Origin of the sequence: Bradyrhizobium sp. BTAi1, assembly GCF_000015165.1 — a bacterium.
Classification (GTDB): Bacteria; Pseudomonadota; Alphaproteobacteria; order Rhizobiales; family Xanthobacteraceae; genus Bradyrhizobium; species Bradyrhizobium denitrificans.
In genome coordinates, this window is the sequence record NC_009485.1 from 8,201,271 (window position 1) to 8,227,718 (window position 26,448).

The 26,448-nt window shown below is 64.3% G+C and carries 20 protein-coding genes; 1 reads left to right on the top strand and 19 read right to left on the bottom strand.

Annotated elements, in window-relative coordinates:
* Window positions 1-458: 458 nt before the first annotated feature.
* The 9 genes from BBTA_RS36560 to deoC all read right to left on the bottom strand — a co-directional run bounded on the left by BBTA_RS36560 (window position 459) and on the right by deoC (window position 11,783).
* Window positions 459-1,814: a site-specific integrase gene (locus BBTA_RS36560; protein WP_012047530.1), complete on the bottom strand. Its 1,356-nt coding sequence runs from the start codon at window positions 1,812-1,814 to the stop codon at window positions 459-461.
* Window positions 1,815-2,317: 503 nt separating this feature from the next.
* Complete coding sequence (locus tag BBTA_RS36565; RefSeq protein ID WP_012047531.1) at window positions 2,318-3,409, bottom strand: ABC transporter ATP-binding protein; 1,092 nt, start codon at window positions 3,407-3,409, stop codon at window positions 2,318-2,320.
* Window positions 3,410-3,492: 83 nt separating this feature from the next.
* The gene (locus tag BBTA_RS36570; protein ID WP_244424281.1) at window positions 3,493-4,932 is read right to left on the bottom strand and encodes an extracellular solute-binding protein; all 1,440 of its coding nucleotides are present in this window, start codon (window positions 4,930-4,932) and stop codon (window positions 3,493-3,495) included.
* A 48-nt stretch (window positions 4,933-4,980) separates the two neighbouring features.
* The gene (locus tag BBTA_RS36575; protein ID WP_012047533.1) at window positions 4,981-6,018 is read right to left on the bottom strand and encodes a carbohydrate ABC transporter permease; all 1,038 of its coding nucleotides are present in this window, start codon (window positions 6,016-6,018) and stop codon (window positions 4,981-4,983) included.
* Window positions 6,015-6,890: a carbohydrate ABC transporter permease gene (locus BBTA_RS36580; protein WP_041751785.1), complete on the bottom strand. Its 876-nt coding sequence runs from the start codon at window positions 6,888-6,890 to the stop codon at window positions 6,015-6,017. The genes BBTA_RS36575 and BBTA_RS36580 overlap by 4 nt, the downstream gene beginning before the upstream one ends.
* 8 nt (window positions 6,891-6,898) lie before the next feature.
* A complete protein-coding gene (locus BBTA_RS36585) occupies window positions 6,899-7,822 on the bottom strand; it encodes a ribokinase (protein WP_041751786.1) in 924 nt (307 codons plus the stop codon).
* 5 nt (window positions 7,823-7,827) lie between these two features.
* Window positions 7,828-8,283, bottom strand: a complete 456-nt coding sequence (locus BBTA_RS36590) for an RbsD/FucU family protein (RefSeq protein ID WP_012047536.1) — start codon at window positions 8,281-8,283, stop codon at window positions 7,828-7,830.
* An 81-nt stretch (window positions 8,284-8,364) separates the two neighbouring features.
* Window positions 8,365-10,752: an aldehyde dehydrogenase family protein gene (locus BBTA_RS36595; RefSeq protein WP_012047537.1), complete on the bottom strand. Its 2,388-nt coding sequence runs from the start codon at window positions 10,750-10,752 to the stop codon at window positions 8,365-8,367.
* A 2-nt stretch (window positions 10,753-10,754) separates the two neighbouring features.
* Window positions 10,755-11,783 (bottom strand): deoxyribose-phosphate aldolase, encoded by a 1,029-nt coding sequence (gene deoC, locus BBTA_RS36600; protein ID WP_041751164.1) that lies wholly within the window; start codon window positions 11,781-11,783, stop codon window positions 10,755-10,757.
* A gap of 221 nt (window positions 11,784-12,004) precedes the next feature.
* Here deoC and BBTA_RS36605 point away from each other — a divergent pair, with 221 nt between their 5' ends.
* Window positions 12,005-12,799, top strand: a complete 795-nt coding sequence (locus BBTA_RS36605) for a DeoR/GlpR family DNA-binding transcription regulator (RefSeq protein ID WP_012047539.1) — start codon at window positions 12,005-12,007, stop codon at window positions 12,797-12,799.
* A gap of 72 nt (window positions 12,800-12,871) precedes the next feature.
* On the opposite strand, the gene BBTA_RS36610 is transcribed toward BBTA_RS36605, so the two are convergent.
* The 10 genes from BBTA_RS36610 to BBTA_RS36655 form a co-directional block, all read right to left on the bottom strand.
* On the bottom strand, window positions 12,872-14,020 hold the full coding sequence (locus tag BBTA_RS36610) for a substrate-binding domain-containing protein (RefSeq protein ID WP_148221571.1): 1,149 nt from the start codon (window positions 14,018-14,020) through the stop codon (window positions 12,872-12,874).
* A gap of 102 nt (window positions 14,021-14,122) precedes the next feature.
* Entirely contained in the window at window positions 14,123-15,115 is a 993-nt protein-coding gene (locus BBTA_RS36615; protein WP_012047541.1) for an ABC transporter permease, read from the bottom strand.
* The gene (locus tag BBTA_RS36620; RefSeq protein ID WP_041751165.1) at window positions 15,112-16,692 is read right to left on the bottom strand and encodes a sugar ABC transporter ATP-binding protein; all 1,581 of its coding nucleotides are present in this window, start codon (window positions 16,690-16,692) and stop codon (window positions 15,112-15,114) included. Before BBTA_RS36620 ends, BBTA_RS36615 begins: the two co-directional genes overlap by 4 nt.
* Window positions 16,693-17,332: 640 nt before the next feature.
* Window positions 17,333-18,427, bottom strand: a complete 1,095-nt coding sequence (locus BBTA_RS36625) for a chemotaxis response regulator protein-glutamate methylesterase (RefSeq protein WP_012047543.1) — start codon at window positions 18,425-18,427, stop codon at window positions 17,333-17,335.
* Between the two features lie 13 nt (window positions 18,428-18,440).
* Window positions 18,441-19,325, bottom strand: coding sequence for a protein-glutamate O-methyltransferase CheR (locus BBTA_RS36630; protein ID WP_049795537.1), 885 nt, complete (start codon window positions 19,323-19,325; stop codon window positions 18,441-18,443).
* Complete coding sequence (locus tag BBTA_RS36635) at window positions 19,306-19,794, bottom strand: chemotaxis protein CheW (protein WP_012047545.1); 489 nt, start codon at window positions 19,792-19,794, stop codon at window positions 19,306-19,308. Before BBTA_RS36635 ends, BBTA_RS36630 begins: the two co-directional genes overlap by 20 nt.
* 41 nt (window positions 19,795-19,835) lie before the next feature.
* Window positions 19,836-21,665 (bottom strand): methyl-accepting chemotaxis protein, encoded by a 1,830-nt coding sequence (locus BBTA_RS36640; protein ID WP_012047546.1) that lies wholly within the window; start codon window positions 21,663-21,665, stop codon window positions 19,836-19,838.
* Window positions 21,666-21,727: 62 nt separating this feature from the next.
* Window positions 21,728-23,833, bottom strand: a complete 2,106-nt coding sequence (locus BBTA_RS36645) for a methyl-accepting chemotaxis protein (RefSeq protein WP_041751788.1) — start codon at window positions 23,831-23,833, stop codon at window positions 21,728-21,730.
* Window positions 23,834-23,852: 19 nt separating this feature from the next.
* Window positions 23,853-24,320: a chemotaxis protein CheW gene (locus BBTA_RS36650; protein ID WP_012047548.1), complete on the bottom strand. Its 468-nt coding sequence runs from the start codon at window positions 24,318-24,320 to the stop codon at window positions 23,853-23,855.
* Window positions 24,320-26,395, bottom strand: coding sequence for a chemotaxis protein CheA (locus BBTA_RS36655; RefSeq protein WP_012047549.1), 2,076 nt, complete (start codon window positions 26,393-26,395; stop codon window positions 24,320-24,322). Before BBTA_RS36655 ends, BBTA_RS36650 begins: the two co-directional genes overlap by 1 nt.
* Between the last annotated feature and the right edge of the window lie 53 nt (window positions 26,396-26,448).

Genomic DNA, 26,448 nt, shown 5'->3' on the forward strand with positions numbered 1-26,448 from the left:
GCGGTTCGCGCTGGATCACCCATTGAGGGCGATCCTGGTGCTGGTGAATAAGGTGCTCGGCACGTTGTCGGCTCGATTTAACGAGATCGATTCGCATCTTTATCTTCTCAATCCTTGCCTACAACCTCATCCGTATACCCAAGCTGCTGGCGGCCTAAGCATGAACCCTAGGCCCCCCCGCTCACCTCGCGCTTGAACCATATCGGGGTTAGGCAAAGTCACGCTCGCCGCTCACGGAGACGCCTGTCAGGGTACTTTCGATTACCCGGCAAAGGTGGATCCCGAACTGATAGCGTATGCCGACGTGCGGCAATGACTTTTGCCGCACGGCATTTTGTCCGCTGCTGGAAACTGATGCAGTGCTATTGAGAGCGGCAACGGCTCGCGGCTCTGGTCCAATTCGAGAAATGCGAGCGGCGACTAGCTAGACCGGCCCCACAAGCTCGCCATCATTCACCTTACGCCGCCAGGGGCGCTTCCTCATTCTTCATCCGACAATCGCCTACAGCCGCATGGAAGAAGCGCGCAAGCGACGCCTTCCGGGAATCACGATCGATTGCGTAAGCCGTCTGCTTGAAAGTCACCCCGTCCAGGAGGCCTTGGATATAGCCTGCGATGGTGTCCGCAGCCATGATCAGCGCCGTATCTAGTGTGTGAATGTACTTGCTCGTAACGGATCCTTTGGCGTGCCCTACGAGCGCGGCTATCGTCACTTCGGTGAAGCCCAGATCATTTGCGATGCTCGCGAAGCTATGGCGCAGAACGTGCGGCGTAATGTCGGCAAGCGGCGACTTCTTGAAGATTTGCTTCCAATGGTTCGGAAAGCTGCCGAATGCGTTGTCCTCGCCTTGCCCAGGGAAAACGTATGTGCCGACCGCGCATGCACGCCGACGTTCGAGATATTCCACGACGGGCAAGCCGATAGCCCGGATCGATTCGCCTTCCTTGCTGTCCTCGAGCCGCAAGCAGCTTGCCTCGGTATCGACCTCCGACCATCTCAGCTGAATGATCTCGCTGCGCCGGCATCCCGTCAGCGCGATTTGACGAACAATGTCCACGGTCGTCGTATACTTCTCTTGCTCGCCTTTCTCTCGCAAGAGCTGGCCAAGAGTCCGGTACTCCGCCTCCGACAAGCGGCGCGTTCGTACCCTGTCTTTAGGCTTGCGGATACCGTGAGCCGGGTTGGTCTCGATAATGCCGGCCTCGACGGCATACGTCAGGATGCCTCCGAGCAGACCGACAGTTCGAGTTGCCGTGCCGACCCCTCCGCGTACGATGGACTTACCCCGCAGCTTCTTTGTTTTGACTGTGGTGCGTGTCTTTCCAGCCATGATGTCCTTTAAGACCTTACCGACGTCAGCTTTGGTCAGGTCCTTGACTCGCCGCGTTCCGATGATCGGGACGATGTGCCGATGGATACGCCCTGTGTCAGTTACGATTGTCGTTGGCTTCTTCGGACGTCCTCGCTTACCCAAAATCAGGCCGGCGCTGAGGTCATTTAGATATAAATTGCACAGTTCTTTGACCGTGATGGCCCTGTGGTCAAGCTCGCGCTCCTCAGCGGGATTATCTCCCTTCGCCACGCGGCCGAGTTGGACCTTCGCCTCCTGCCTCGCTGTCTCGGGCGTCCAGACGCCATGGAGTCCAATCGTGTAGCGGCGCGAACGGCCTGCAGCGCGATACTGAATGACGTAGCTTCGCTTGCCGGTGGTGAACAATCGCAGCCCAAAGCCGGGCAGTTCGTCATCCCAGATGACGTAGTCCTTTTCGCGTACCTCTGCCGCGTCTACGACTCTCTTCGTGAGTTTAGGCAAGGCACTCCTCCCGGATGAGCGGTCGCTCCCGCGTAAGCATCACGTAAGCAGCAGGAGGAAAGCCAGGGCAAACATTCGGATACATGTGTCGTGCCGCCGTTTCAAAAAATCCAGCAGCTTCAAGTGTATGGCGTATCATGGCGTGCCCTATCGCGTTTTTCGGATAGGCAGCCTAAATTGCTCCGAAGGCAAAGGTCACACGTTCGAATCGTGTCGGGTGCGCCAGTGTTTCTCTCGATTTGCCAACGCCTTAGAGCGTTGGCGGCAGCTCCTCAAAAGCTCCTCAGACCAGCCGGTCACACCCTGGTCACACGGGAGGAGCCGTTTGCATGGCGAGCCTGCGTCCAGACACGGCATGAGCCAAGTCCAGATCAGACACCACGGTCCCGCAGCGCCGGCCAAGTCGTTCCAGGCCAGATCCGGCGCCCAGCGCCCCACGCAGAACCCCTTACGGCGTTCTTCGCGAGCGATGGCGATGTGGACCGCCGCGTCGGTGCCGCCGTTCAGGGAATGGCCATCCCCGTCGCCTTGTCGAAGAGGTGCGTTCGCTCCAGGTCGAGAGCGACGTCGATGAATTGATCGGGCGCCGCAGCCACCCCCACCGGCATCTGCGCCGTGAACGGAAAGGCGCCGAGAGTGCCGATCACCAGCGTATGCGGCCCGAGCGGCTCAACGTCCTTCACCAGCAGGCGGATGGAAGCGCCCGCCGGGGCGTCCTGCCGCAGCACGTGGTCGGGGCGCACGCCGAGAACGACCGGCTTGCCGACGCTGCCTGCATAGGCGGCCTCCCGGGATTTCGGCAGTGTCAACGCCGTCCCGGACGGCTCGGTGAACACCAGCGCGCCATCGCGGGCGAGGATTTCGCCGTGAACGAAATTCATGCTGGGCGCGCCCATGAAGCCCGCCACGAAGAGATTGCTGGGCTTCTCGTAGATCGTGATCGGATCGGCCGCTTGCTCGATCCGGCCGCGATTCATGACCACGACGCGATCGGCCATGGTCATGGCTTCGACCTGATCATGCGTGACATAGACGATCGTCTTGGCGAGACGGCGATGCAATGACTTGATCTCGGTCCGCATCTCGATGCGGAGCTTGGCATCGAGGTTCGACAATGGCTCGTCGAACAGAAACACGTCCGGACTGCGCACGATGGCGCGGCCGATCGCCACGCGCTGGCGCTGCCCGCCGGAGAGCTGCTTGGGCCGGCGGTCGAGATATTGCTCGAGCTCGAGCACCCGCGCCACCTCCTGGACGGCTTTCGCGATACTGGCGCGTGGCTCGCCGCGTACCTTCATGCCGTAACCGATGTTCTCTCCGACCGTCATATGCGGATAGAGCGCATAGTTCTGGAACACCATCGCGCAATTGCGCAGGCCGGGACGCAGCTGCGTCACATCGCGCTCGCCGATACGGATGGTTCCGCCGGTGACCGTCTCCAGCCCCGCGATCATCCGCAACGTCGTGGTCTTGCCGCAGCCCGACGGGCCGACAAGCACGACGAACTCCTCGTCGGCCACGTTCAGATCGAGCCCCTCGATGATCTTGTAGGGCCCGTATGCCTTGCTGACGTTCTCGATCTCGACGCGCGCCATGGAATCCTTTTTCCGTCCTCTCTGTCGACGGCCAACCCGCCCGGATGAGGCTCACGCGTCATCCGGGCAGGCCTCAGCGAACACTACTTCTTGGGCGGAAGCCCCATCGCCGCGCGATAGGCGGCAAGTTGCTTCGCGCGGCCGAACTCGTCGGTCAGGCGATTCCATTCCTTCGCAATCGCGTCCAGCGCGGCCTGCGGCGTCGTCTGGCCCGCAAGCGCCTTGCCAAGCTCGATCTCCACAACCTCAGTGTAGGAGAAATAGCCGGGCAGACGCATGTCGAGCGCGACATTCTTGCCGTTGATGGATTCGGCCTGCGCGCCGAGATACTCCTTCGCTTCCGCCGGCGAGAAGATCTTGCTCCACAATTCCAGATTCGCGGTGTGCGACTTGCGGTAGGGATTGACGCCGGTGCCGCCGGTGATCGCCGCCTGACCGGAGACTTCGGGACTCGTCAGCGTCTTCACGAAATCCCAGGCCGCCTTCTGATTCTTGCCCGCGTTCGGGACGCCGACTTGCCAGCCCCCAAACGCCATGAAGGGCGCCGGCAGGACCGCCGGGAACTTGTCCCACTTTTTCGTCTTCGCGTTCCAGATCTCGTCGGAGCCGGGCAGCACCGCAGAGCCGACCTTGCCTGAGATCTTCGACTGCTTGGGGTCGGCCGCAATCACGCCGGTGTCGCCCCAGCCGATCGATTCCGCGACCTGGCCGCCGGCGACCGCCGCGTTGACCTCGCCGAACGAGAAGTTCAGCGCGTTGGGCGGTCCGAGCTTGGACGCGCGGATATACTCTTCCAGCCCCTTCACCCACCCGGGATTGTTGATCTGGGCATCCATCGTTTCGGGGTCGAAGAACATCGCGCCCGGATAGTTCGGATTGTTGGTGTAGGCGGCGGCGTGGCTGAAGAAGAACCAGAACTGCTGGCCGCCGCGACGGAAGGCTTCCGCGGTGCCCCAAAGTCCCTTATCCGGACGCTGGAAGAACTCCGCGATGTCGAGATATTGCTTCCAGGTCTTCGGCGGCGCCAGGTCATAGCCGTATTTGGCCTTGAACGCGTCCTTCTCCTTGGGATCGCTGAACAGGTCGGTGCGATAGGTGTAGGTGTGGACGTCACCGTCCATCGATTGCGAATAGATCTTGCCTTCCCACACCATCAGGCGCTCGCGATAGGCCGGCTCGATATCGTCCCAATCCTTGCCGGACTGCATGTCCTTGGGCATCTCGCTGAGATAGGGAACGAAGTCAGGCAGCCATGCCGGGGCGAAGCTGACCAGATCGAAGGTCGCATCCGAGGAGGTCAGCGACGTGACGATCTTCGGATAGAGCTCAGACCACGGAAACTCGACGACATTGACCTTGCCGCAGGTCTTCTTGGTCCATTCGTCCGCGCCAAGCTTGAGCGCGGAGGCGATATACGGTCCGGTCTGCGTCGCCACCGTCAGGGTGACGCCGGAGTAATCCGGGCTACAGGCCGCATGCGCCTGGCTCGCGGCGCAAGCCATCGCGAGCGAGGTGGTCAGCATCAGAAACGTCCGTCGTAACATCGTCCAGTCCTCCCTAGATGATTTTTGCTATTTGATTGCCCCGAGCAGCAGGCCCGACCGCATCATGCGGCTGAGCAGGCCCGCCATGATCATCATCGGAACGATGGCGACGAGCGCCGCGGCGGAGATCGCCCACCATTCGTCACCGCGCTGACTGTTCTGTCCCGCCACCAGGATCGGCAGCGTCTGCCATCTGGAATTGGTCAGGAACAGCGCGAACAGGAACTCGTTCCAGACGAAGGCGAGCGTGATCATGAAGGTCGCGAGCAGCCCGTTCATCGACATCGGCACCACGATGCCGAGGAAGATGCGCCAGCTCGGCACGTTGTCGACCATCGCGGCTTCCTCCACCTCGATCGGGATCGCCTCGAAGAAGTCCCGCATCAGCCAGACGACGATCGGCAGCGAGAACGCGACGTAGCACAGCGTCAGGCCAAGATAGCTGTCGACGAGCTGGAAGCCGAGCCGGCCAATTTCGCTGTAGAGCAGATACAACGCAAAGGCCGTGACGATCGGCGGGAACATGCGCTGGCTCACAAACCAGAACAGGATGTCCTCATTGCCGAGGATCGGGCCCGGCAACGGCAGCCGGTTGGCGATGATGGCAGCGACCAGCGCGATCGGAAACGCCAGCAGCAGCGCCTGCGGCCGGGTGAATCCGAGAGTGTTGTTGAACAGCAGATAGGCGCCGAGTGCGAGCAGGAAGAAGATCAGGCCTGCGCCGAACCGAACCTTGAACTCGAACCGCACCAGAGCATAGGCCGCCATCGCACCGATCGCGGTGGCGATCGCCGCGGCGGACAGGCCGACGATCGTCGAGTTCAGGAACGTCCGGAAGAACTCACCCCGGACCCCCTGGTAGAGATCGATGAAGGGCTCGAGGGTCGGCGTGAAATCGACGAAGGGGATGTAGGTCGGGCCGCCGACCACTCCCGGCGGCGTCTTGAAGGCGGTCACCACCACCCAATAGAGCGGGAACGTCGTGATCAGGCACCATGCAAACACGCCGACCGCGACGAGGCGCCGGTTCCAGCTCGACAGTCCGGTGAGGCCCCGCCGGCTCATCGCCGCTTCTCCAGATGCGGCCGCAACAGGGCCAGATAGGTGACGCCGATGATCGTGATGGCGATCAGGAACAGGAAGCTGAGCGCGGACGTGTAGCCGAGATTGAACTTCTTGAAGCCCTCCTGATAGGCGAACAATGTCAGTGTCTCGGTATCCACGCCAGGTCCGCCGCCGGTCATCACGAACACGGTGTCCATGATCTTGTAGCTTTCGATCAGGCGGATGAACACGACCGCGCCGGAGATCGGCAGCATCATCGGAAACGTGATGCCCCAGAACTGCTGCCAGGCGCTGGCATTCTCGAGCTCAGCGGCCTCGTAGACGTCTTCGGGAAGCGTTTGCAGGCCGGCCAACATCATCAGGATGATGAACGGCGTCCACTGCCAGATCTCGACCGCGATGATGCAGGCGAGCGCCCAATGTCCATTGGTCAGGAACGGCAGGTTCGCCAGGCCGAACATCGACAGCAGCTGGTTGAGCGGTCCCATGGTCGGATTGAAGATCATGCGGGCCACCAGTGCGACGGCAACAGGGGCCAGCAGCATCGGCAGCAGCAGGGCGACGCGAAACAGCCGTTCGCCCGGCACACGCGCATTCAGCGCGAGCGCGACGCCGAAACCAATCACATATTGCAACCCGACAGCGATGAAGGCGATCAGCGTCGTCGTCAGGATCGCATTCCAGAAACGCGGCTCCTGCAAGAGCGAGGCATAATTGCCGAACCACACCACGCGCGGCGGAATCGGCGGAATCAGCCGATAGCTGAGGAAGCTCGTGGTCAACGAGTAGATCAGCGGAAAGATCGAAATCGCCAGCACGACGAGCACCGCCGGCCAGATGAAGACATGCTTGATGGGATCATTCCGCAGCATGGCGCCGATCACTTCTGCAACAAGGCCTCGATCTCCGCCCGCCGCGGCATGGCAGGCGCAGTCCCGGCACGCGTCACGGAAATTCCGGCCGTCGCCGAACCGAAGCGCGCGGCCTCCAGCGGATCGGCGCCGCCCGCCAGCGCGGCCGCAAAGCCGCCGACGAAGGCATCGCCTGCACCGGCCGTCTCGACCACCTTACCGGCGGCAAATGGCGGCACGTGCAACGAATGATCTCGCCCATGGAACAGTGCGCCACGCTCACCCAAGGTGATCAGCGCGGTCCCGGCCCCCTTGGCCAGCAGCGCGTCTCCCGCCCGGCGCGCGCCGGCAAGATCGCTCACCGCGATCCCCGTCAGCGCCTCGGCTTCGGTCTCGTTGGGAACAACGTAGTCACACAATGCAAACAGGCGGTCGTCGAACGCGGTCGCCGGAGCCGGGTTGAACACCGTGATGCTGCCCGCAGCCCGCGCGATCTCGAGCCCGCGCTGCGCTGCGGCGACCGGCTGTTCGAGCTGGGTCACGAACACGCGGCTGCTGCGGATCGCCTCCGCCGCGGCATCGACATCCGCCGCGCCGAGACCATCGGCCGCTCCGCTCACCACGATGATGGCGTTGTCGCCGCGCGTCTCGTGGACATAGATGAAGGCGGCGCCCGTCGGCGCGTCCGCCGTCCTGGACACGCGCGGCCGAATGCCCTCGGCTTCCCACGTCTTGACGGCAAGCTCACCGAAGGCATCGGCGCCGATCCGCGAGACGAAGGTCACCTCCGCGCCCGCGCGCGCGGCCGCGACGGCCTGGTTCGATCCCTTGCCGCCCGGTCCCATGGCAAATCCCGAGCCTGCGATGGTTTCGCCGATCGCAGGCATGTTGCCGGCCCGGAAGGCCAGATCGACGACGAAGATGCCGAGAACGGCGACGCCACTCTTGCTCATGATCGTCACTCAGCGTCCGGGGCAATGACGCCCTTGCAGAACAGGAAACAGCCGTAGAAGCGCCGCTCGCCGGTGGCGATCACGCAATAGGCTCGCTTGGCTTGCTCATAGAAGGCGTGGCGCTCGACCCCGACCAGCGGCCAGGAGCGTCCCTCGGCGCGGTCGATCACGGCCTGGACCTCGCGTTGGACCGGAGGCACCTCCTGGGGCTGGCCGACGATCTCCATCCGTATCGCGGCATCGTCCACGAAGGTGTCGAGCGGCATCACCGAAAGAATGGCTTCGATCGCCTTCGCCGTGCTGACGTTATCGATGCGGAGCAACTCGCCGAATGTGGTCTGGCGCGCAATGGAGTCAGCAGGGAAGTTGGTGTCACAGACGACAAGACGATCCCCGTGCCCCATCGCGCGCAAGGCGTAAAGCACGTCGGCATTGAGCAGTGGATTGATGCCCTTGAGCATGGTGTGTCCTCCCTCGTCTTTAAAAATTGCCCGGACTCTGACGGTCCGGATGCCAATCCATCTCACCGCAAGGTGACGATTCTAGTCTCCATAGGGAATCCAGATATTCTTCACCCGAACCGCGTGGCGCAGCAGGATCGGGCCCTCGCTGGCCGCCCTGTCGTACCAATCGAGCGCCAGTCCGTGGTCGACCAGTGTCCGCTTGAGGTTTCCGACCGACAGCCGCTCCGCCATTGTCGAGGCCTCCTGCGAGCCGAACACCCAGAGTGCGTCGACATCGTCGTGCTCGGCAAGAACCTTTGCCAGTGCATCGCGCTCGCCTGTCACGATATTGACGACTCCTGCCGGCACGTCGGATGTCTCCAGCACCTGATAGAAATCGGTGGCTGCCAGCGGGTGCCGCTCGCTCGGCACCGCGACGACGCGGTTGCCCATCGCGATCAACGGTGCCACCAGGCTGATGAAGCCCAGCAGCGGCGCCTCGTCAGGACAGACCACGCCGACCACGCCGATCGGCTCGTGCATGGCAAGCGCGACGCCGCGCAGCGGCGGTGTGTGGATCGTCCCCTCATATTTGTCGGCCCAGGCGCCATAGCTGAACAGCCGCTCGATGCTCGCCTCGACCTCCGCGCGCGCCTTTGCCGGCGAGACGCCGGTCAACTCGCCGATCCGCCGCGCGAACTCGTCGCTGCGCGCCGACAGATTCTCGCCAAGGTAGTAGAGGATTTGGGCGCGATTATGCGCCGTCACCCGCGCCCACGCTTCGGCCGAACGCGCGGCGGCCACGGCGTTACGGATGTCCTTCCGATTGCCCTCGCCGACTTCACCCAGGGGCTTCCCCTTCGGAGACAGCACCGCGCGCGCATAATTTCCATCGGGGCGGACCTGCTTGCCGCCGAGAAACAGCTTGGCGGTGCGGTCGATCGACGGCGTGCCGAACCCAGCGCCCTCCGTCGAAGCTTCGGGGAGCGGCGGCAGCTTGGCGCGCGCTGTCCGGCCGCTCCATGCCTTCGGCTTGAGATATTCGTAGATCCCTTCCCGGCCACCCTCGCGGCCGAAGCCGGACTCCCGGCAGCCGCCGAAGCCGACGCTGGCATCAAACAAGTTTGTTGCATTGACCCAGACCACGCCGGCCTGAAGTTTCGGCGCGATATCGAGCGCCAGGCCGATGGTCTCGCTCCACACGCTGGCCGCAAGCCCGTAGCGCGTGTTGTTGGCGAGCATCACCGCCTCATCCGGCGTGCGGAACGTCATCGCGACCACCACGGGTCCGAAGATCTCCTCGATGGCCACGGTCGAGGACGGATGCACGTTCCACAGCAAAGTCGGAGGATAGAAGCAGCCCTCAGCGGGGATGGCTCCGGATGCCTGATATTTCTCGGCCCCCTCCTTCACACCGGTCTCGACCAGCGCCTTGATCCGCTCGAGTTGCACCGGCGCAACCACCGCGCCCATGTCGATCGTCTTGTCGAGTGGTGGCCCCACGCGCAGCGTCTCCATGCGGCGGATCAGACGCCTGCGGAACGTTTCTGCGATCCCCTCCTGCAGCAACAGCCGCGATCCGGCGCAGCAGACCTGCCCCTGGTTGAACCAGATCGCATCGACCACGCCCTCCACGGCGCCGTCGAGATCGGCATCCTCGAACACGATGAACGGCGACTTGCCGCCGAGTTCGAGCGTCAGCGATTTGCCGCTGCCTGCGGTCGATTGCCGGATCAGACGACCGACCTCGGTCGAGCCGGTGAAGGCGATCTTGTCGACGCCGGGATTGTCCACCAGCAAGGCGCCGGTGGCGCCGTCTCCCGTCACCACGTTCAAGACGCCGGGCGGCAGGCCCGCATCCGCCGCCAGCTCCGCGAACAGCAGCGCGGTAAGCGAGGTGAATTCGGCCGGCTTCAACACCACGGTGTTGCCGGCCGCCAGCGCCGGCGCGATCTTCCAGGCCAGCATCAGCAGCGGAAAATTCCACGGGATGATCTGGCCGATGACGCCGACCGGGACATGATCGGCGAATTCGCGCTCCTGCAATTGCGCCCAGCCGGCGTGATACAGGAAATGGCGCGCGGCCAGCGGCACGTCGAGATCGCGGGTTTCCCTGATCGGTTTGCCGTTGTCGATCGACTCCAGCACCGCAAACAGTCGCGCGTGACGCTGCAGCATGCGCGCCAAGGCATAGAGATGGCGGGCACGGCCATGGCCGCCGAGCTTTGCCCATGGCAATTGCGCCGCGCGCGCGGCGCCGACGGCGGCCTCGACATCGGCGGCGACGCCTTGCGCGATCCTGGCCAGCGGCTTGCCGGTGGCCGGCTCGATCGTCGCCAGATGCTTGCCCGAAGCGGGGGCTGCGAATTTGCCGGCGATGAAATGCCCGAACGTCGCCTCGTGCCGTTTCAGCCAGGCGCGCGCCTCGCCGTCCGCCTCGGGCGCCGAACCATAGTCCATGGTGTCAAAGTAATGCGCGATACTCATGATCAGCCCACGGGATGACGGTTGAAGGCCGAGTAGCGGCCGGTGACGTGATGCTCGAGCTGGCGCTCGATATCGGCAAGCAGGCTGGATGCGCCGATGCGGAACAGCTCCGGCTCCAGCCAGTCGCGCCCCAGCTCCTCCTTCATCAGGAACTGGTAGTTGAGAACGTCCTTCGCGGTCGAGATTCCGCCGGCGGGCTTGAAGCCGATCTTGAATCCGGTGCGCTCCTCATAGAGCCTAATCATGCGCAGCATCGCCAATGTCACCGGCAGCGTGGCGTTGACGCCCTCCTTGCCGGTCGAGGTCTTGATGAAGTCGGCACCGGCCATCATGCAGACCATCGACGCCTTGGCGACGTTGCGCAGCGTCTTCAGGTCGCCGGTCGCCAGGATCGTCTTCAGATGCGCAGCGCCGCAGGCAGCGCGGAAATCCCGCACCTCGGCGTAGAGCGCGCGCCAATCACCGGTCAGCACATGCTCGCGCGTGATGACGATGTCGATCTCCTGCGCACCGTCGTTGACGGATGCCTCGATCTCCTTGAGCTTCAGATCGTGCGGGATGAGACCTGCAGGAAATCCGGTCGAGACCGCGGCGACCGGAATGTCGGAGCCGTCGAGCGCCTCCACCGCGGTCGCGACGAAGCGGTGATAGACGCAGATCGCGCCCGTGTGCAGCCCGCGCCCGGCAAAGCCGAGGGCCGCGAGGAGATCGCCGCGCAGCGGCGCGCGCGCCTTGGCGCAAAGACGCTTCACGCGCTCGGTCGTATCGTCACCGTTGAGCGTCGTCAGGTCGATGCAGGTGATCGCCTTGAGCAGCCAGGCTGCCTGCGCATCCTTCTTGACGGTACGCCGGCCGGGCAGACTCGCAACGCGGCGCTCGGCGGCGGACAGATTGATCCTGATCTCGTCGACCCAATCCATCTCCAGCGCGCGGCCGCTGTTGCGCGCAATGGCATGCGTGTGATTATGATCCCGCCCATGCGGCTGCACCGGCACTGCGGATGGATTTGGTCTCAAGACGCCCTGCGCCATCGGTACGCCGTGCGGTGCTAGCGAATCGGCAGAAGCGCCGGATTGACTGAATGTGCCCACTGCAACATGCGCTCCTCCCATCCTTCGCCTCTGCTGCCCGCCATCGCGCGCAGGACCTGGCTGCCGGACCATATGTTATTATTGTAACATTTCGACGTTGCTAAACTCACATCATTGTAAGATCATTGTCAACCAGATAAGCAAGCGCGGTGACGAAGAAGATGGCTGAAACACCGACCGCACGTTCCAGCGAGTCCCGCGTCCAGCGTCTGCAACGGCTGCGGCGCGCCGTGGAGACAAGCGGCGCACTGCATCTGAAGGACGCCGCCGACTTGCTGAAGGTGTCGGAGATGACGGTCAGGCGCGACCTTGCCGGTCCGGAGGCGGCGCTCGCCCTGCTCGGCGGCTATGTCGTCAACGCGGCGTCGCCGACCGGCATCAAGTACGCATTCGAGCAGGAAATCGACCAGCACACGCAGGACAAGCGCCTGGCCTGCCGGTCCGCAGCCGCCTCGATCAAGGAAGGCGACACCATCTTCATCGACTGCGGCACCACCATGCAGTCGCTGGCGGATTGCCTGCCCGAGGACATGCCCCTGTCGGTGATCTGCTATTCGCTGAACGTCGTCACGATCGTCACCCGCCGGCCTGCAACGCAGGTGATGCTGATGGGCGGGCTCTACCATCCGTCGTCGCAGTCGTTCTCGTCGGACGACGGCCTGTCCTATCTGCGGCGGCTCGGGGTCAACAAGGCTTTCATCTCGGCCGGCGGCCTGCACTGGACCCGCGGCGCGAGCTGCTCGAACTTTCACGAGGTCGCCATCAAGCAGGCTGTGATCGCCACTGCGATGGAGAGCATCCTGGTGGTCGACGCCAGCAAGCTCGGCAGCCTCAAGCCGGCATTCTTCTCGGACGTGAGCTCGTTCTCGCGCATCATCGTCGGCGGCGCGGTGCCATCAGAGACACGCAAGCACTTCCGCGGCCTTCCGGTCGAATACGTCACCGGCGCAGCCTGAAGCGGCGGGTCGCCCGATCAGCTCTGCTGAATGATGCGCGGCTCCGTAGAACCGCGCATCGCTATTGCGAACTCAGTTGCAGGCCGGCTTTGCCTTGTTGCAAGCGTCCACCAGCTCGGGCGGCGGTTCCTTCTTGAAGACGGTCTTGTAGGATTCCAGCACATTCGACTGGGTGACCGGCAGCGACTGCACGCCGATCCAGCCGGGCGTTTCCTTCCCCAACAGCGCATTCATCATCGCCAGTGCCTCGGCGACGCCCTGGTCATAGGGACGCTGCGAGCCGGTCGCCTTCAGCGGACCGCCCTTGGCAATCTCGATTGCCGATTGCAGGCCGAGATCGACCGTCGTCATCGGAATGTCGATGCCCTGGGCCCGCATCGAGCTCAGCGTGTCGAGTGCCGGCTGATCCCACACCGCGTACAGTCCCTTGACGTCGGGATTGCCGGTCAGGAAGTCGCCCGCGATCTGCGAGACCTTTGGCGGATCGGTAAAATCAACCTGCTTCATCTTAATGTCGGGCCGGTTTGCTTTCATCCACTCGCGCACGCCCTTGGTGCGCTCGTTGGTGCTGAAATAGTCGACGCCGAAATTCACGAGGCCGATCGTCGCGCCCTGCGGCACGCAAGACGCCAGAATCTGGGCCGCGATCTGGCCGTTGCCCTGGCTGTCGGCCGAGACCATCGTGACATATTCCTCGGGGTGCTTCAGGCCGGTCGGGATGCTGTCCATCAGCACGAGCTTGATGCCCGCCTTGGCGATCTTCTTGTAGGTCGGCGCCGTCGCGGTGAAATCGACCGGGATCGAAATGATCCCGTCCGGATGCTGCTGGATGGTGTTCTCGATATCGGCGATCTGCTTATCCACCTGATATTCGGCGGAGGCGACGCCCGTCACGGTCACGCCGTACTTCTTCAGCGTATCCGTGATGCCCTGGATCTGGAGCTGCGACCAGTCGAGGTTGACCGTCTGCATCGAGATGCCGACCTTGAAGTGCTTCTCCTTGATCTTCGCGGCATCGGCCTCCGACAGCGCCAGCACCTCGGGCGACGCCGCCTTCTCGCCGTGCGGCCCTTGGCCCACGATCGATTTCGGCCCGAGCTTTGCGAGATCGACGCCCTTGACGCAGGTCGCGGGCACGTCGGCGCGGGCCGGGGAGATCGCGGAGACGGCCGCAGCCATCAACACGGTCAAAGGCAAGGCTTGTCGCAAGATTGGTGTCATCGTTTCCTCCATGTTGGTCGCGGATTGTCGGAGGGCGAGCGACCTTGCCCCTCCCCACGCCGCGCGATGAGCTTGTGGCTCAGACGCAGCGCGAGACCTTGATTAGCGTTTCGTGAAAGCAACGGCGGCCACGATGATCGCGCCCTTGATCACGAGCTGCATCGGCGAGCTCACGCCGAGCAGGACCAGGCCGTTGTTGAGCGTTCCGATGATCAAGCTGCCGAACAGCGTCCCCAGGATGTAGCCGCGCCCGCCGAACAGGCTGCAGCCGCCGAGGATCACCGCCGCGATGACGTCGAGCTCCATGCCCTGCACGACGTCGGGCCGCGCCGCATGCGAACGCGCGGAGAGCACCAGCGCGGCGAGCCCCGCCAGCGTGCCGGTCAGGACGAAGGCGGCGGTCGTGATCAGCTTGGTGTTGATGCCGGAATAGAGCGCCGCGGTCGGGTTGCCGCCGACCGCATAGATACGGCGGCCGAACACGTTGTAATGCAGCAGCAGGATGCCGACGATCATTGCTGCCAAGGTCCAGGCGATCGGAACCGGAATGCCGAGCAATGTGCCTTCGCCGAAGATCGCGAAATAGGTTTCGTTGGTGATGATGACCGGCTTGGTGTTGGTCACCATCATCGCCAGTCCCCGTGCCATGCTGAGCGACCCCAGCGTCACCAGGAAGGACGGGATCGATAGCTGCGTGGTCAGGATGCCGTTGAGCAGTCCGACCAGCGCGCCGGTGCCGAGCCCGGCCACGGCCCCCACGATCCAGCTGTTGTTGATCTGGCTCATCGCCAGAGCGGCCGCCATGCCCGACAGCGCCAGCGTCGATGCAACGGAGAGATCGATCTGACGTGCGATGATGATGAAGGTCATCCCGACCGCAATGATCGACACCAGCGTCGTCTGTCGTCCGATATTCAGGAAGTTGTCGACCGAGAGGAACCAGGGCGACGACAGGCTGAACACGACCAGCAGGATCACGAAGGCGATGTACAGCATGTAGGGCCGCTCGCCCCGCAGCAGACTCTGCAGAATCCTGCGGCGCCGGTCGGACCGGGTCGACGAAGCGACGATGTTGGGTGCAGTCAGTTCGGTCATGCGGGAAGCTCTTGCAAGTGGCCCGGCGCGGAGGCCTGGTACATCTGGAGGAGATGGTGCAGCTCCTCGGCATCATCGATCTCGCCGCGCGTGAGCGTGCGAGCGACGCGCCCGTTGACGATCACGGAGATGCGGTCGCAGAGCGCGATCAATTCAACGAGGTCGGACGAGACGACCAGAACCCCGCTGCCGTCGCGGGCGGCATTCCGGATCACGGCGTAGATGTCCTCGCGTGCACCGACGTCCACGCCGACCGTCGGTTCGTCCAGGAGCAGCACACGGGGCCGCGGATCATTCCATTTTCCGAACACGACCTTCTGCTGGTTGCCGCCGGAGAGCGTCCTGACCGGGCTAGAGGTGCCCTGCGCTTTCACCGCAAGCCTGGCGACCGCGGTTTCCGCACGTCTGGCTGCAGCGCGCCGCTGCATCCAGCTCCAGCGCGAGAAATGCGGAAGCCGCGGCAGTGTGACGTTTCGCTCGATCGAATGGTCGAGAACCAGCCCCTGCACGTGCCGGTCTTCCGGCACCAGCGCGACGCCCTGTTCGATCGCATCGGCTGGCCCGCTCGGCCGCCATCGCCGGCCATCGATCTCGATCGTGCCGCTCTCGAGCGGCCGCAGGCCGAACACCGTCTCCAGAATCTCCGTACGTCCGCTGCCGATCAATCCGGCGAGTCCGTGGATCTCGCCCTTCAGCACGGAAACATCGATGGCGCGAAGCCGATCGTTGGAGACGTTCGACAATGACAACACCGGCGACGGATCTATCTTGCGCGGCGCGGCAGGCTCGGCGCGCGAGCTCATCGATGCCGAACGAGCGGTTCCGACGATGGCGCTGACCAGCCGCTTCATGTCTGTCTCGGCGGTGACGAAGGTGCCGGCGTCGGCGCCGTCGCGCAGCACAGTCACACGCTGCGAGATCTCGAACACCTCGTTGAGCCGATGGGTCACATAGATGACGCCGACGCCGCGGCGCGTCGCCTTTCCGATCGCGTCGAACAGGATCCGGACTTCATCCGATGTCAGCGAGGAGGTCGGCTCGTCGAGGATCAGAAGCCGAACGTCGCCCAGCAGCGCCTTTGCGATCTCCGTCATCTGACGGTAGGCGAACGGGAGTGAGCCGACGGTCGCTCTCGGATCCAGGGGAATGCCGAGCTCTGTCAGGAAGGCCTCGGCCCTGGCCATCAGCGCCCGCTGCCTGACGAAGCCGAGAGCCGCGCGTGGCTCGCGCCCCAGCAACAAATTGTCCGCAACGCTCAAGGATTCGACGAGGCTGAGGTCCTGATAGACGACGGCGATCCCCGCGGCGCGCGACTTCGCCGGGCTGTCGAATTCCACCCGCCGGCCGGCGATCTCGATCGTGCCGCTGTCGAGGGCATGAACACCGCTGAGAATCTTGATCAGCGTGGATTTGCCGGCGCCGTTCTCGCCGAGCAGCGCATGCACCTCGCCGGCCCGGACCTCCAGGTTGACGTCGCGAAGTGCTCGCACGCCGCCGAAGCGCTTGTTGATGGCACTCACCCTCACAAGCGCGGTCGACGGCAGAGAGTCTGCTGCAACCGAACCGGACAATTCCACGCTTTCCTCCCGCCGCCCCGCGCGATGCTGGTACGATGGTGACATATTGTTATTTTTACAACGTTATATGTTATAATTCTATCATATCGGATGGCCTGTCAATGGCCGATCGCATCGCCGCAGCGATTGACCGCGGGCTCCATGCAGTTTGTGCGTTTGCGAATGCCGCCTCAGGGGGGAGGAGCCGACGTCAGCCGAGCCGGAATCGAGCGACCTCCGGGAGGCTTGTCGTTACGGGCCTGCCGCGTCACCCTGCAGAGGCGCCACCAGCCTCTTGCGCGCTGACAGCGGCTGAAGCCGGAACTCCCAGGACCCGGAACCTGCAGAGCCAGCAAGTGACGATGTGGGACGATGCGCCCCTGTCACGGATCACCTCGGCTGCTGCGAGGCGCGTGATCGGGCGATCTTTGGTCGTTTGACGGCAAGGTGCTCGCCGCCGAGGGTCACCTCGAGCGGCGCCGATAAAGAGAGCCAGGTCGGCACCGACCTCTCAGGCGGAGCGGATCTCTTGTTGGTTCGTTGAACGTCGCATCGCTGTCTTTCGAACGCCGCGCGCCTGGCACACTCGTCTGCGCACGGCAGACGACTGATTTTTGCCAGACAGGCTCGGCGCTCGCTCGGCTCGCCGACCGCGCCCGCTCTATTCCGCCGACGCCACCTGCCCGGCGTGATGCCAGGCCATGATCTCGCGCGGGATCTGATCGAGCCCCACCACCTTCTCGACGGCTCCGCAGGCGATCGCCTCCTTGGGCATCCCGAACACCACGCAGCTCTCCTCGTTCTGCGCACGTGTGGCGGCGCCGAGCTTGCGCATCTCCAACAGGCCGCGCGCGCCATCGTCGCCCATGCCGGTCATGATCACGCCGAGCGCATTGCGCCCGGCATATTGCGCAGCGGAGCGGAACAACACGTCGACCGAGGGGCGGTGACGCGAGACCGGGGGGCCGTCCTTGATCGCGATGTGGTAGCGCAGGCCCGAGCGCTGCAGCAGCATATGGCGGGCACCGGGCGCGATATAGGCGCAGCCGGCCTGCACCGCTTCGCCATCCTCGGCTTCCTTGACGTGGATCGCACAAATGCCGTCCAGCCTGCGGGCGAAGGCAGCCGTGAAGCCGGGCGGCATGTGCTGGACGACGAGAATGCCAGGACAGTCCGCCGGCAGCGCTTCCAGCACATCGGAGAGAGCTTCCGTGCCGCCCGTGGATGCACCGATGCAGACGATTCGCTCGGTCTTCGGGCGTGCGCGCATCTCCACCGGCGGCGGCATGATCGCATCCGCCGTCAGCTTCTTCTCGATCACCGGGCGGCGTTCGTTGCGCGGCCGCACCCGTGCGCGCGCCGCCGATTTGACCGCGTCACGCAGCCGTGCCGAGGCCTCGACCAGCGCCTGGCGCGTATCGACGCGCGGCTTCGGCACGATGTCGACCGCGCCGGCCTCGAGCGCCTCGAACGTCAACTGCGACCCCTCCTCCGTCCCGGCCGAGCAGATGACGACCGGGATCGGCCGCTGCGCCATGATCTTGCGCAGGAAGGTCAGGCCGTCCATTCGCGGCATCTCGATGTCGAGCACGATGACGTCCGGCAGCTCCTTTTCCAGCCGACGCGCAGCGGCGAACGGATCCGCCGCGGTGCCCATGATCTCGATGTCGGGATCCTCGCCGAGGATCGACGTCATGATCTGGCGGACCGACGCGGAGTCGTCCACGATCAGCACACGCACCTTTTGCCTGGTCATGTGATCGCCTCGCCTAGACCGTGAAGATCGTCGGCCGAACCTGCTTGAGGCCCGGGACAATGCTTTGAACCATCGATTCGGAATGTCCCACCAACAGGAACCCCCCCGGCCGCAGATGCGAGCACAGCCGGGTGACGACCTTACGCTGAGTCGGCTTGTCGAAATAGATCAGGACGTTGCGGCAGAAGATGACGTCGACGTCGCGATCCACCGGATAGGTCGCATCCATCAGGTTCATGCGCTGGAAGTTGACGCGGCTGCGCAATTCCGGAACCACCCGGCACTCGGCCCGCGAGGGATCCCGCGAGCGCAGGAAATAGCGCTTGGCCAGCGGCTCCGGCACCGGGGTCAGGGCCTCGATGTCGTAGATCGCCTTTTGTGCCATCCGCAGCACGGGATTCGAAATGTCGGTTCCGAGAATCCGGAACTCGGCACGCAATCCGCTGCGCACCATGTCATCGAGCACGATGGCCATCGTATAGGCTTCCATCCCGGTCGAGGCTGCGGCACTCCAGAGCTTGAGGCCGTGCACGCGACCGGCGCCTCCCCGCAGCTTCATCAGCTCGGGAATCGCGGTGTGGCGCAGGAAATCGAAATGGGCCGGCTCGCGGAAGAAGTCGGTCTTGTTGGTCGTGACCACATCGATCAGATGGACCAACTCGTCCTCGAACTGATCCTCGTGGAACAATGCATCGACATACTCGCCGATGCTGGAGAGACCGAGCGCGCGCACGCGCTTCTGCAGCCGTCCTTCGAGCATGAACCGCTTCGCGGGCGGAAGCTTGATGCCGACCTGCGCTTCGATGAGCTGCGACAGCGCACGGAAATGCGGTTCAGACAGCGACCCGAAGCTATCGAATGTCTCCGCCCAGCGGACCTCAAGCTGCGGCTGGGGCATGATCATCGCGGGCGGCAGCGGCAGGCAGGCTGGTATGGGCCATCAGCTTGGCCAGATCGAACAGAATGACGAATTTGTCGCCCTTGCGTCCGATCCCGGCGATGTAGTCGGACTTCCAGCGGCCTCCCACCTCGGGCGCGGGTTCGGCCGAGCTCTCGTCGATGTCGGTCACCTCGAACACGCAATCGGCGACGAAGCCCACGCCAACCAGGCGGTCGCCGACGGGCACATCGAGGATGATGATCCGGGTCGCCTCGGTCGCGGCCGTGCTCGGCAAATCGAGCTTCAGCCGGAGGTCGACGATCGGATACCCGCTGCCGCGCACGTCGATCATCCCGAGCAGGAAATGCGGTGCGTGGGGCAGCCGCGAGATCGGCCGCATATCGAGGATCTCGCGGACATTGCGGATGCTGATGCCGAATGTTTCTCCCGCCAGACCAAGCGTGAGATATTGTGAGGTCTCGGCCATGCTGTGTCCTGTTCCCTGTCCTCTCCGACACGCCCTCCGGACTAACGCCGGAAATCCGCGTCGCGTTCGTCTTCGCCGTCATCCAGGCTGAAGGTGAAGCCGCCACCGCCGGCGGCGGCGGCCTTCACCGCCCGCGCCGGTTTGGCCCGCCCTGGAACAGGCTTCTTGGCGCCCCGGTCGGCCGCAGCCATGCTGGCGGCCTTGGTCCGCAGCTGGCTGACGGCGGCATCGATCGGCGCAGAGCTGTCCGCGTCGTTTTCCACGGTGCGCCCGTCGATGCGGAAATAAGCGATGGTGGATTGCAGCTGATCGGCCTGCGCCGCAAGCTCCTCCGATGTGGCCGACACCTGCTCCGAGGCGCTGGCGTTCTGCTGGCCGACCTGGTCGAGCTGCTGGATCGCCTGGTTTATCTGAGCCGCACCCACATCCTGCTCGCGGCAGGCGACGGTGATTTCAAGCACCAGCTCCGCAGTCTTCTTGATGTCGGGAACGAGCTTCGCCAGCATCGCGCCGGCATCCTGCGCGACCTTGACGGTCTCGGTGGACAATTGGCCGATCTCGGTGGCCGCAGCTTGGCTGCGTTCGGCGAGCTTGCGGACCTCGGAGGCGACGACCGCGAAACCCTTGCCATGCTCGCCGGCACGCGCGGCCTCGACCGCCGCGTTGAGCGCGAGCAGATCGGTCTGGCGCGCGATCTCCTGCACGATCGTGATCTTGCCGGCAATGGTCTGCATCGCCTCGACGGCGCGGCCGACGGCGGTGCCGCTGGCCTCCGCATCCTTGGCGGACTGCGCGGCGATCTTCTCGGTTTGGCTGGCGTTCTCCGCGTTCTGCTTCACATTGGCCGCCATTTCCTCCATCGAGGACGATGCCTCTTCGGCCGAAGACGCCTGCTCGGTCGCGCCCTGAGACAATTGTTCCGCGCTGGCCGAGAGCTCCTGGCTTCCGGCGGAGACGTTCTGCGCCGCGGTCAATGCCTCCGATACGATCTGGCGCAGCTTGCTGACCATCCGCTCCAGCGCCAAGCCGAGCGTGTCCTTGTCGGACATCCGCTTGGCTTCGATGATCAGATTGCCGTTGGCGATCTCGTCCGCCACGTGCGCCATCTGCTTCAAGTTCGATGTCATGGCGTTCAGCGAGGTGATGAGGTCGCCGACTTCGTCGTTGCTCTTATGCGCGATCGTCTGGCTGAGATCGCCGATCGCCACCGCCTCGGCGAGACCAACGGCACGGCTGAGGCCGCGGCTGACGTTGATGGCGATCCACAGCGCGGCCGCGACGCCGAGAACGAGCGCGACGCCGACCACGCTCATCAGCAGGATCTGAGCACGGGCGCCATCCGCCCGCGCCTGTTCGGCACGCGACGACATCAGTCCCTGGACATAATGCACATAGTCGGTGAGCGCGTTCGTGGCCTGCCCGACAGATTTGCGACCCTCCGTCATCGAGGCAACCGCGCCCTTCGCGCGATCGGCCTTGCCCACCTTGAATGTCTCTTCCTGCGTGGCGTTGAACACCGCATATTGCGTGGCGAACTGATCCAGCAGCTTGCGTCCGTTCTCGGTCGCGCCGGCGTAGATCTCATCCTTGACCTTGTTCATCGTCCCGCGCAGCGTCGCGTTTTCGGTCGTGAAGCGATCGAATTCCGCATCCGTCGCGGTCAGCAGCGCGTTCTTCTCCGCCCGGACCTGGAGCAGCAGCGTCGTCTCCAGCTCCATGGCTTTTTCCATGCGGCCGGCCGCCGCGACGATGCTCTCCGTGGTCGCGATCGTGTCGGACAGTTTCGTATAGCCCACTGCGCCTGCGATCATCGACAGCAGGATCACGGCGCCGAACGACGCCGCCAGTTTCGCCTTGACCGTGAATCTCATCTTTGACCCCCTCGGGAATTCACTCTGCTCATGTCATGGTTGGTACGGTTGCGCCGGATTTCTCAGAAGCGCTTGAACTCATCATCTCGATCATCAGTGCCGCTGTTGAGGTTGAATGCGAAGCCCGAGCCGCCTCCGGCCACGCGCACGGCGCGAGCCCGCCTGGGTTTCGGTGCCGGCGTCTGCACGCCGCGCTCGGCCGTGGCCATCGCCGATGCCTTGCTGCGCAGCTGAACGACCGCACGCTCGATCGGCTCCTCCTGCGGCCGGGACGCCCTCGGCGGTGATGTCGCGGAGTCGATGCGGAAGAACGCGATGGCGGACTGCAACTGCTCGGCCTGCGACGCGAGTTCCTCTGATGTCGCGGACACCTGCTCCGAGGCGCCGGCGTTCTGCTGCCCGACCTGATCGAGCTGCTGAATGGCCTGATTGATCTGGGCGGAGCCGAGATCCTGCTCGCGGCAGGCTACGGTGATCTCGAGCACCAGTTCCGCAGTCTTCTTGATGTCGGGCACGAGCTTCGCCAGCATTGCTCCCGCGTCCTGCGCCACCTTGACGGTCTCGCTGGAGAGCTGGCCAATTTCGGCCGCCGCGGCCTGGCTGCGCTCGGCAAGCTTACGAACCTCTGATGCGACCACTGCAAAGCCGCGACCGTGCTCTCCGGCACGTGCGGCCTCGACCGCCGCATTGAGCGCCAGCAGGTCGGTCTGCCGCGCGATCTCCTGCACGATGGTGATCTTGCCGGCGATGGTCTGCATCGCCTCGACCGCACGGCCGACGGCAGCGCCGCTGGCCTCTGCATCCGCGGCTGACTGCGCCGCAATCTTCTCGGTCTGGCTGGCGTTCTCGGCGTTCTGCTTCACATTCGCGGCCATCTCCTCCATCGAGGAGGATGCCTCTTCAGCCGACGACGCCTGCTCGCTGGCGCCCTGCGACAACTGCTCTGCGCTGGCCGACAGCTGCTGGCTGCCGGCGGAGACGTTGTCCGCGGCCGTCAGCGCATCGCTGACGATCTGGCGCAGCTTCTCGACCATCTGATTCAACGAGTTGACGAGATCACCGACTTCGTCGTTGCTCGACACTTGGGCGGTCTGGGTCAGATCGCCACCGGCGACCGCGCTGGCCAGCCCGACGGCGCGGCCGAGCGCGCGGCTGATGCCGAGCGCGATCCACAGCGCCGAGCCCACCGCGACCAGCAGCGACACGATGACGGCCCCCATCATCAGCATCTTGGCGCGCGAAGCCTCCTGGTCAGCCTCGGCGGCCTGCTCCGACATGGATTTGCGCAGATAAGTGATGTAGTCGCCCGAGGTCGCGATCGCGGCATCCGCATTCGCCTTGCCATCGGTCGAGGCCAGCATGCCGCCGCGAATATTGCCGCCTTCCTTCACGATATTGCCGACCTGGGTCAACATCTTGGCCAGACGATCCGTCTGGGCCGTGAGGGCCGAGGGCGACAGGCCGGCGGCGCTCAGCGCGGCGCTGCCGCGCTGCGTGGCGGCCCGCAACGCATCGATGTCGATCAACAGCGCCTTGATCGTCGCGTTGAGGTCATCCAGGCTCGTCACGTAGTACGACAGCGACAGGTGCTTCTGGGCGGCCTCGCTCTGGGTCCGGATGGTTTCCAGAGCCAGAAGAGCGTTGCTGCGCTCGATCGACGGAGCTGCGCGGCCCGCCTCGGCCGCCAGGCCGTCGAGCACCGCGGTGAACTCCTTCAGGATCGGCACGCCTTCCGCGGTCCACAGCTGGAAGCCGCGATTGTTCGAGTTCATGATCGAAAACTTGATGACCTCGTCTTCGGTCGCGTCCATCTTGTCATAGGCTGCCGAGAACTTGTCGAGCAGCTTCCGTCCTGTCTCGGTCGCGGTCGCATGGACCTCGTCGCGAAGCCGTTTGACCTCGGCACGATTACGCTTGATCTCCTCGGTGATTTTCGTGACCTCGGCCTCGGTGACCGCCGCAACGACATCCCGCTCCTGCCGCGTCTGATCGAGCACGTAGTTCTGCAACTGGCCGATCTTGTCGATGCGCTCCGCACGGTGCACGAGGCTGGACGTCGTCTCCGCAAATTGCGTCAGCTTCATATAGGCCAGCCCGCCGGTGACCCCCGACAGGACGATGATCGCACCGAAGGCGCTGGCAAGCTTTGCCTTGATCGTAAATCTCATCATTGCCTCGATTTGGGCTCTAGTGGAGGATGCGTTCCATGTTGGGAACGATGACGAACTCGTCCCGCCACTTGGTGATGAATCGAATGAATTCGGGCTTCCAGTTCACACCGACGCGCGGCGTCTGCTGCGTGTCGGCGTGGGAGATCTCGGTGACTTCGTAGACCTTGTCGGCGATCAGTCCGACCAGGACGGGCTCATCGTCGATCGGGATCTCGATCACCACGATCCTGGTATCCGCCGAGGCGTCGGTCAGAGGCATCCCGAAGCGAAGCCGGAGATCAGCCAGCGGGACGATGTTGCCGCGGACATTGATGATGCTCGGCACGAACGGCTTGGCCCCGGCGACCTTCGTGACCGGAACAGGATCGATGATCTCGCGAACAATCGCGGCGTCGAGAGCGAATTTCTCGTCGCCGAGACCGATCATCACGACCTGCAGGATCCGCGCGTGATCGGCTGAGGCGTGTTCGGCTTGTCCCGTCATCAGGCGGCCTCGTTCAGATGGTGCTTGTCGGCATGGGCCTGGGCGAGCCCCACGAGCTGGGCGACGTCGAGGATCAGCGCGGCGGTGCCGTCGCCGAGGATGGTGGCGCCGGAGAAGATCGTGACATCGGAATGCAGCTTCGACAGCGACTTGATCACGGTCTGATGGTTCCCGATGATCTGGTCGGCAACCAGCCCGACGCGGGTCTCGCCGGTCGAGACGATGATCGTCTTCTGGTAGGTGTCGGGCGAGACGGTCGATTGCAGAATGTCGCGCAGCATCAGATAGGGCACGAGATCGCCGCGGATGTTGAGGAAGTGGCGGCCGCGCGCGCGCTGGTCCTCGGCGGTCAGCTCGACGCACTCTTCCACGGCCGACAGCGGGATGATGTAGCGGGCCTCGCCGACGCGGATCAGCAGGCCCTCAATGATGGCGAGCGTCAGCGGCAGCCGCAGCGTGACGGTCGTACCCTCGCCCGGCCTGGTCGAGAGATCGATCGACCCGCGCATGGTCTCGATCGTGCGCTTGACCACATCCATGCCGACGCCGCGCCCCGAGAGCGCGGAGATGGTCTGCGCCGTCGAGAAGCCCGGATGGAACATGAACTGGTGGATGTCGGCATCGGGCAGCTCGGCGCCGGGTGCGATCAGCCCCTGCTCCTCGGCCTTGGCGCGGATGCGCGCCGTGTTGAGACCCGCGCCATTGTCGCGAACCGTGACCAGAACCTGCGCGCCGGAATGGACGGCGTGCAGCTCGATACGCCCTTTTTCCGTCTTGCCGGCGGCCACGCGTGCCGCCGTCGCTTCGATGCCGTGGTCGATGGCGTTGCGGATCAGATGCACCAAAGGATCGGCCAGGCATTCGATCATGGTCTTGTCGAGCTCGGTGTCCTCGCCCGAGGTGACGAGGTCGACCGGCTTCGACAGCTCCAGCGAAAGATCGTGGACCAGTCGGCGGAAACGCCCAAAGACCGAGCCGATCGGTACCATGCGGGCGCCCATGGTCGTATCCCGCAGGCTGCCGGCGAGGCGCTCGATCTCTTCGGCGATCAGCTTGACGGATGGATCCGAACTCGTCGCGGCCAGCTGGCTGAGCCGCGCTTGGGCGATGACGAGCTCACCGACGCGGTCCATCATCTCATCCAGGCGCCGCGCCTGCACACGCACGGTCGCGGTGGCGCGGTCGTCACCGCGCTTCTGCTCGTCGCGACGCGGCTCCGAGGGAGACGAAATCGAGGGAGGCGAATGCGAGGCCGGCGACCGCGACGGAGCGGTGGCGGCGGGAGCGGTGGAGACGTTCACGTCTGGCGCCGTCGTCGGATGCTGGTCGGCGGCCGGCAGCTCGGACTGCGCCAGCGGCGTCACCGACAGCACCATCTCGTCGATGACGAACATGAAGATGTCGTCGATGACCTCTCGGCTGCAGTCCGAATGCAAGGTCACGTCCCATTTGAGATAGCACTCCTCCGGATCGAGCGCATCGAGCAGCGGGATCTCGTCGGTCAGAGCAACGGCGAAGCAGGGACCGAGCTTGCTGAGATCGTCGAGGAAGTTGAGCGGATTGGAGCCGTTCCTCAGGATATGCGACTCGAACTCCAGATGAAGACGCCAGCCGACCGCGGCGGCGCCGCTTTCAGCGGCCGCAGCGGCAGCGACCGGCGGCGCGCTGGGCGGCGGCACCGCGCTCGCCTCGTGCGGCTCAGCCGGCGCAACGAATTTGCGCAGATCGTCGAGGATGGCGTCGCCGATGATCGCATCGGTCCCGTCGGGCGATTCGATCAGCGAGCGAATATAGTCCTTGGCCGACAAGGCCACCGTGATCAGCTCGCGCGTGGGCGAGATCTCGCCCTTGCGGACCTTGTCGAAAGCGGTCTCGAATTCGTGCGTGAAGGCCGCGACCCGTTCGAAGCCGAACATCGCGCCCGATCCTTTGATCGTGTGCAGGGCGCGAAAGGCGGAGTCGACGAGATCACGATCGTCGGGGCGCTCGCAAAGGTCCAGCAGGGCACCTTCCAGCGTCTCGAGAAGCTCGGTTGCTTCCAGGCGAAAGGCCTGCGTCCAATCAGGCTTGCTCATGCGCGCACCGGCCGGCTGGAGCTGACAGAACGTGGTCCGGCACGCAGGGAGTG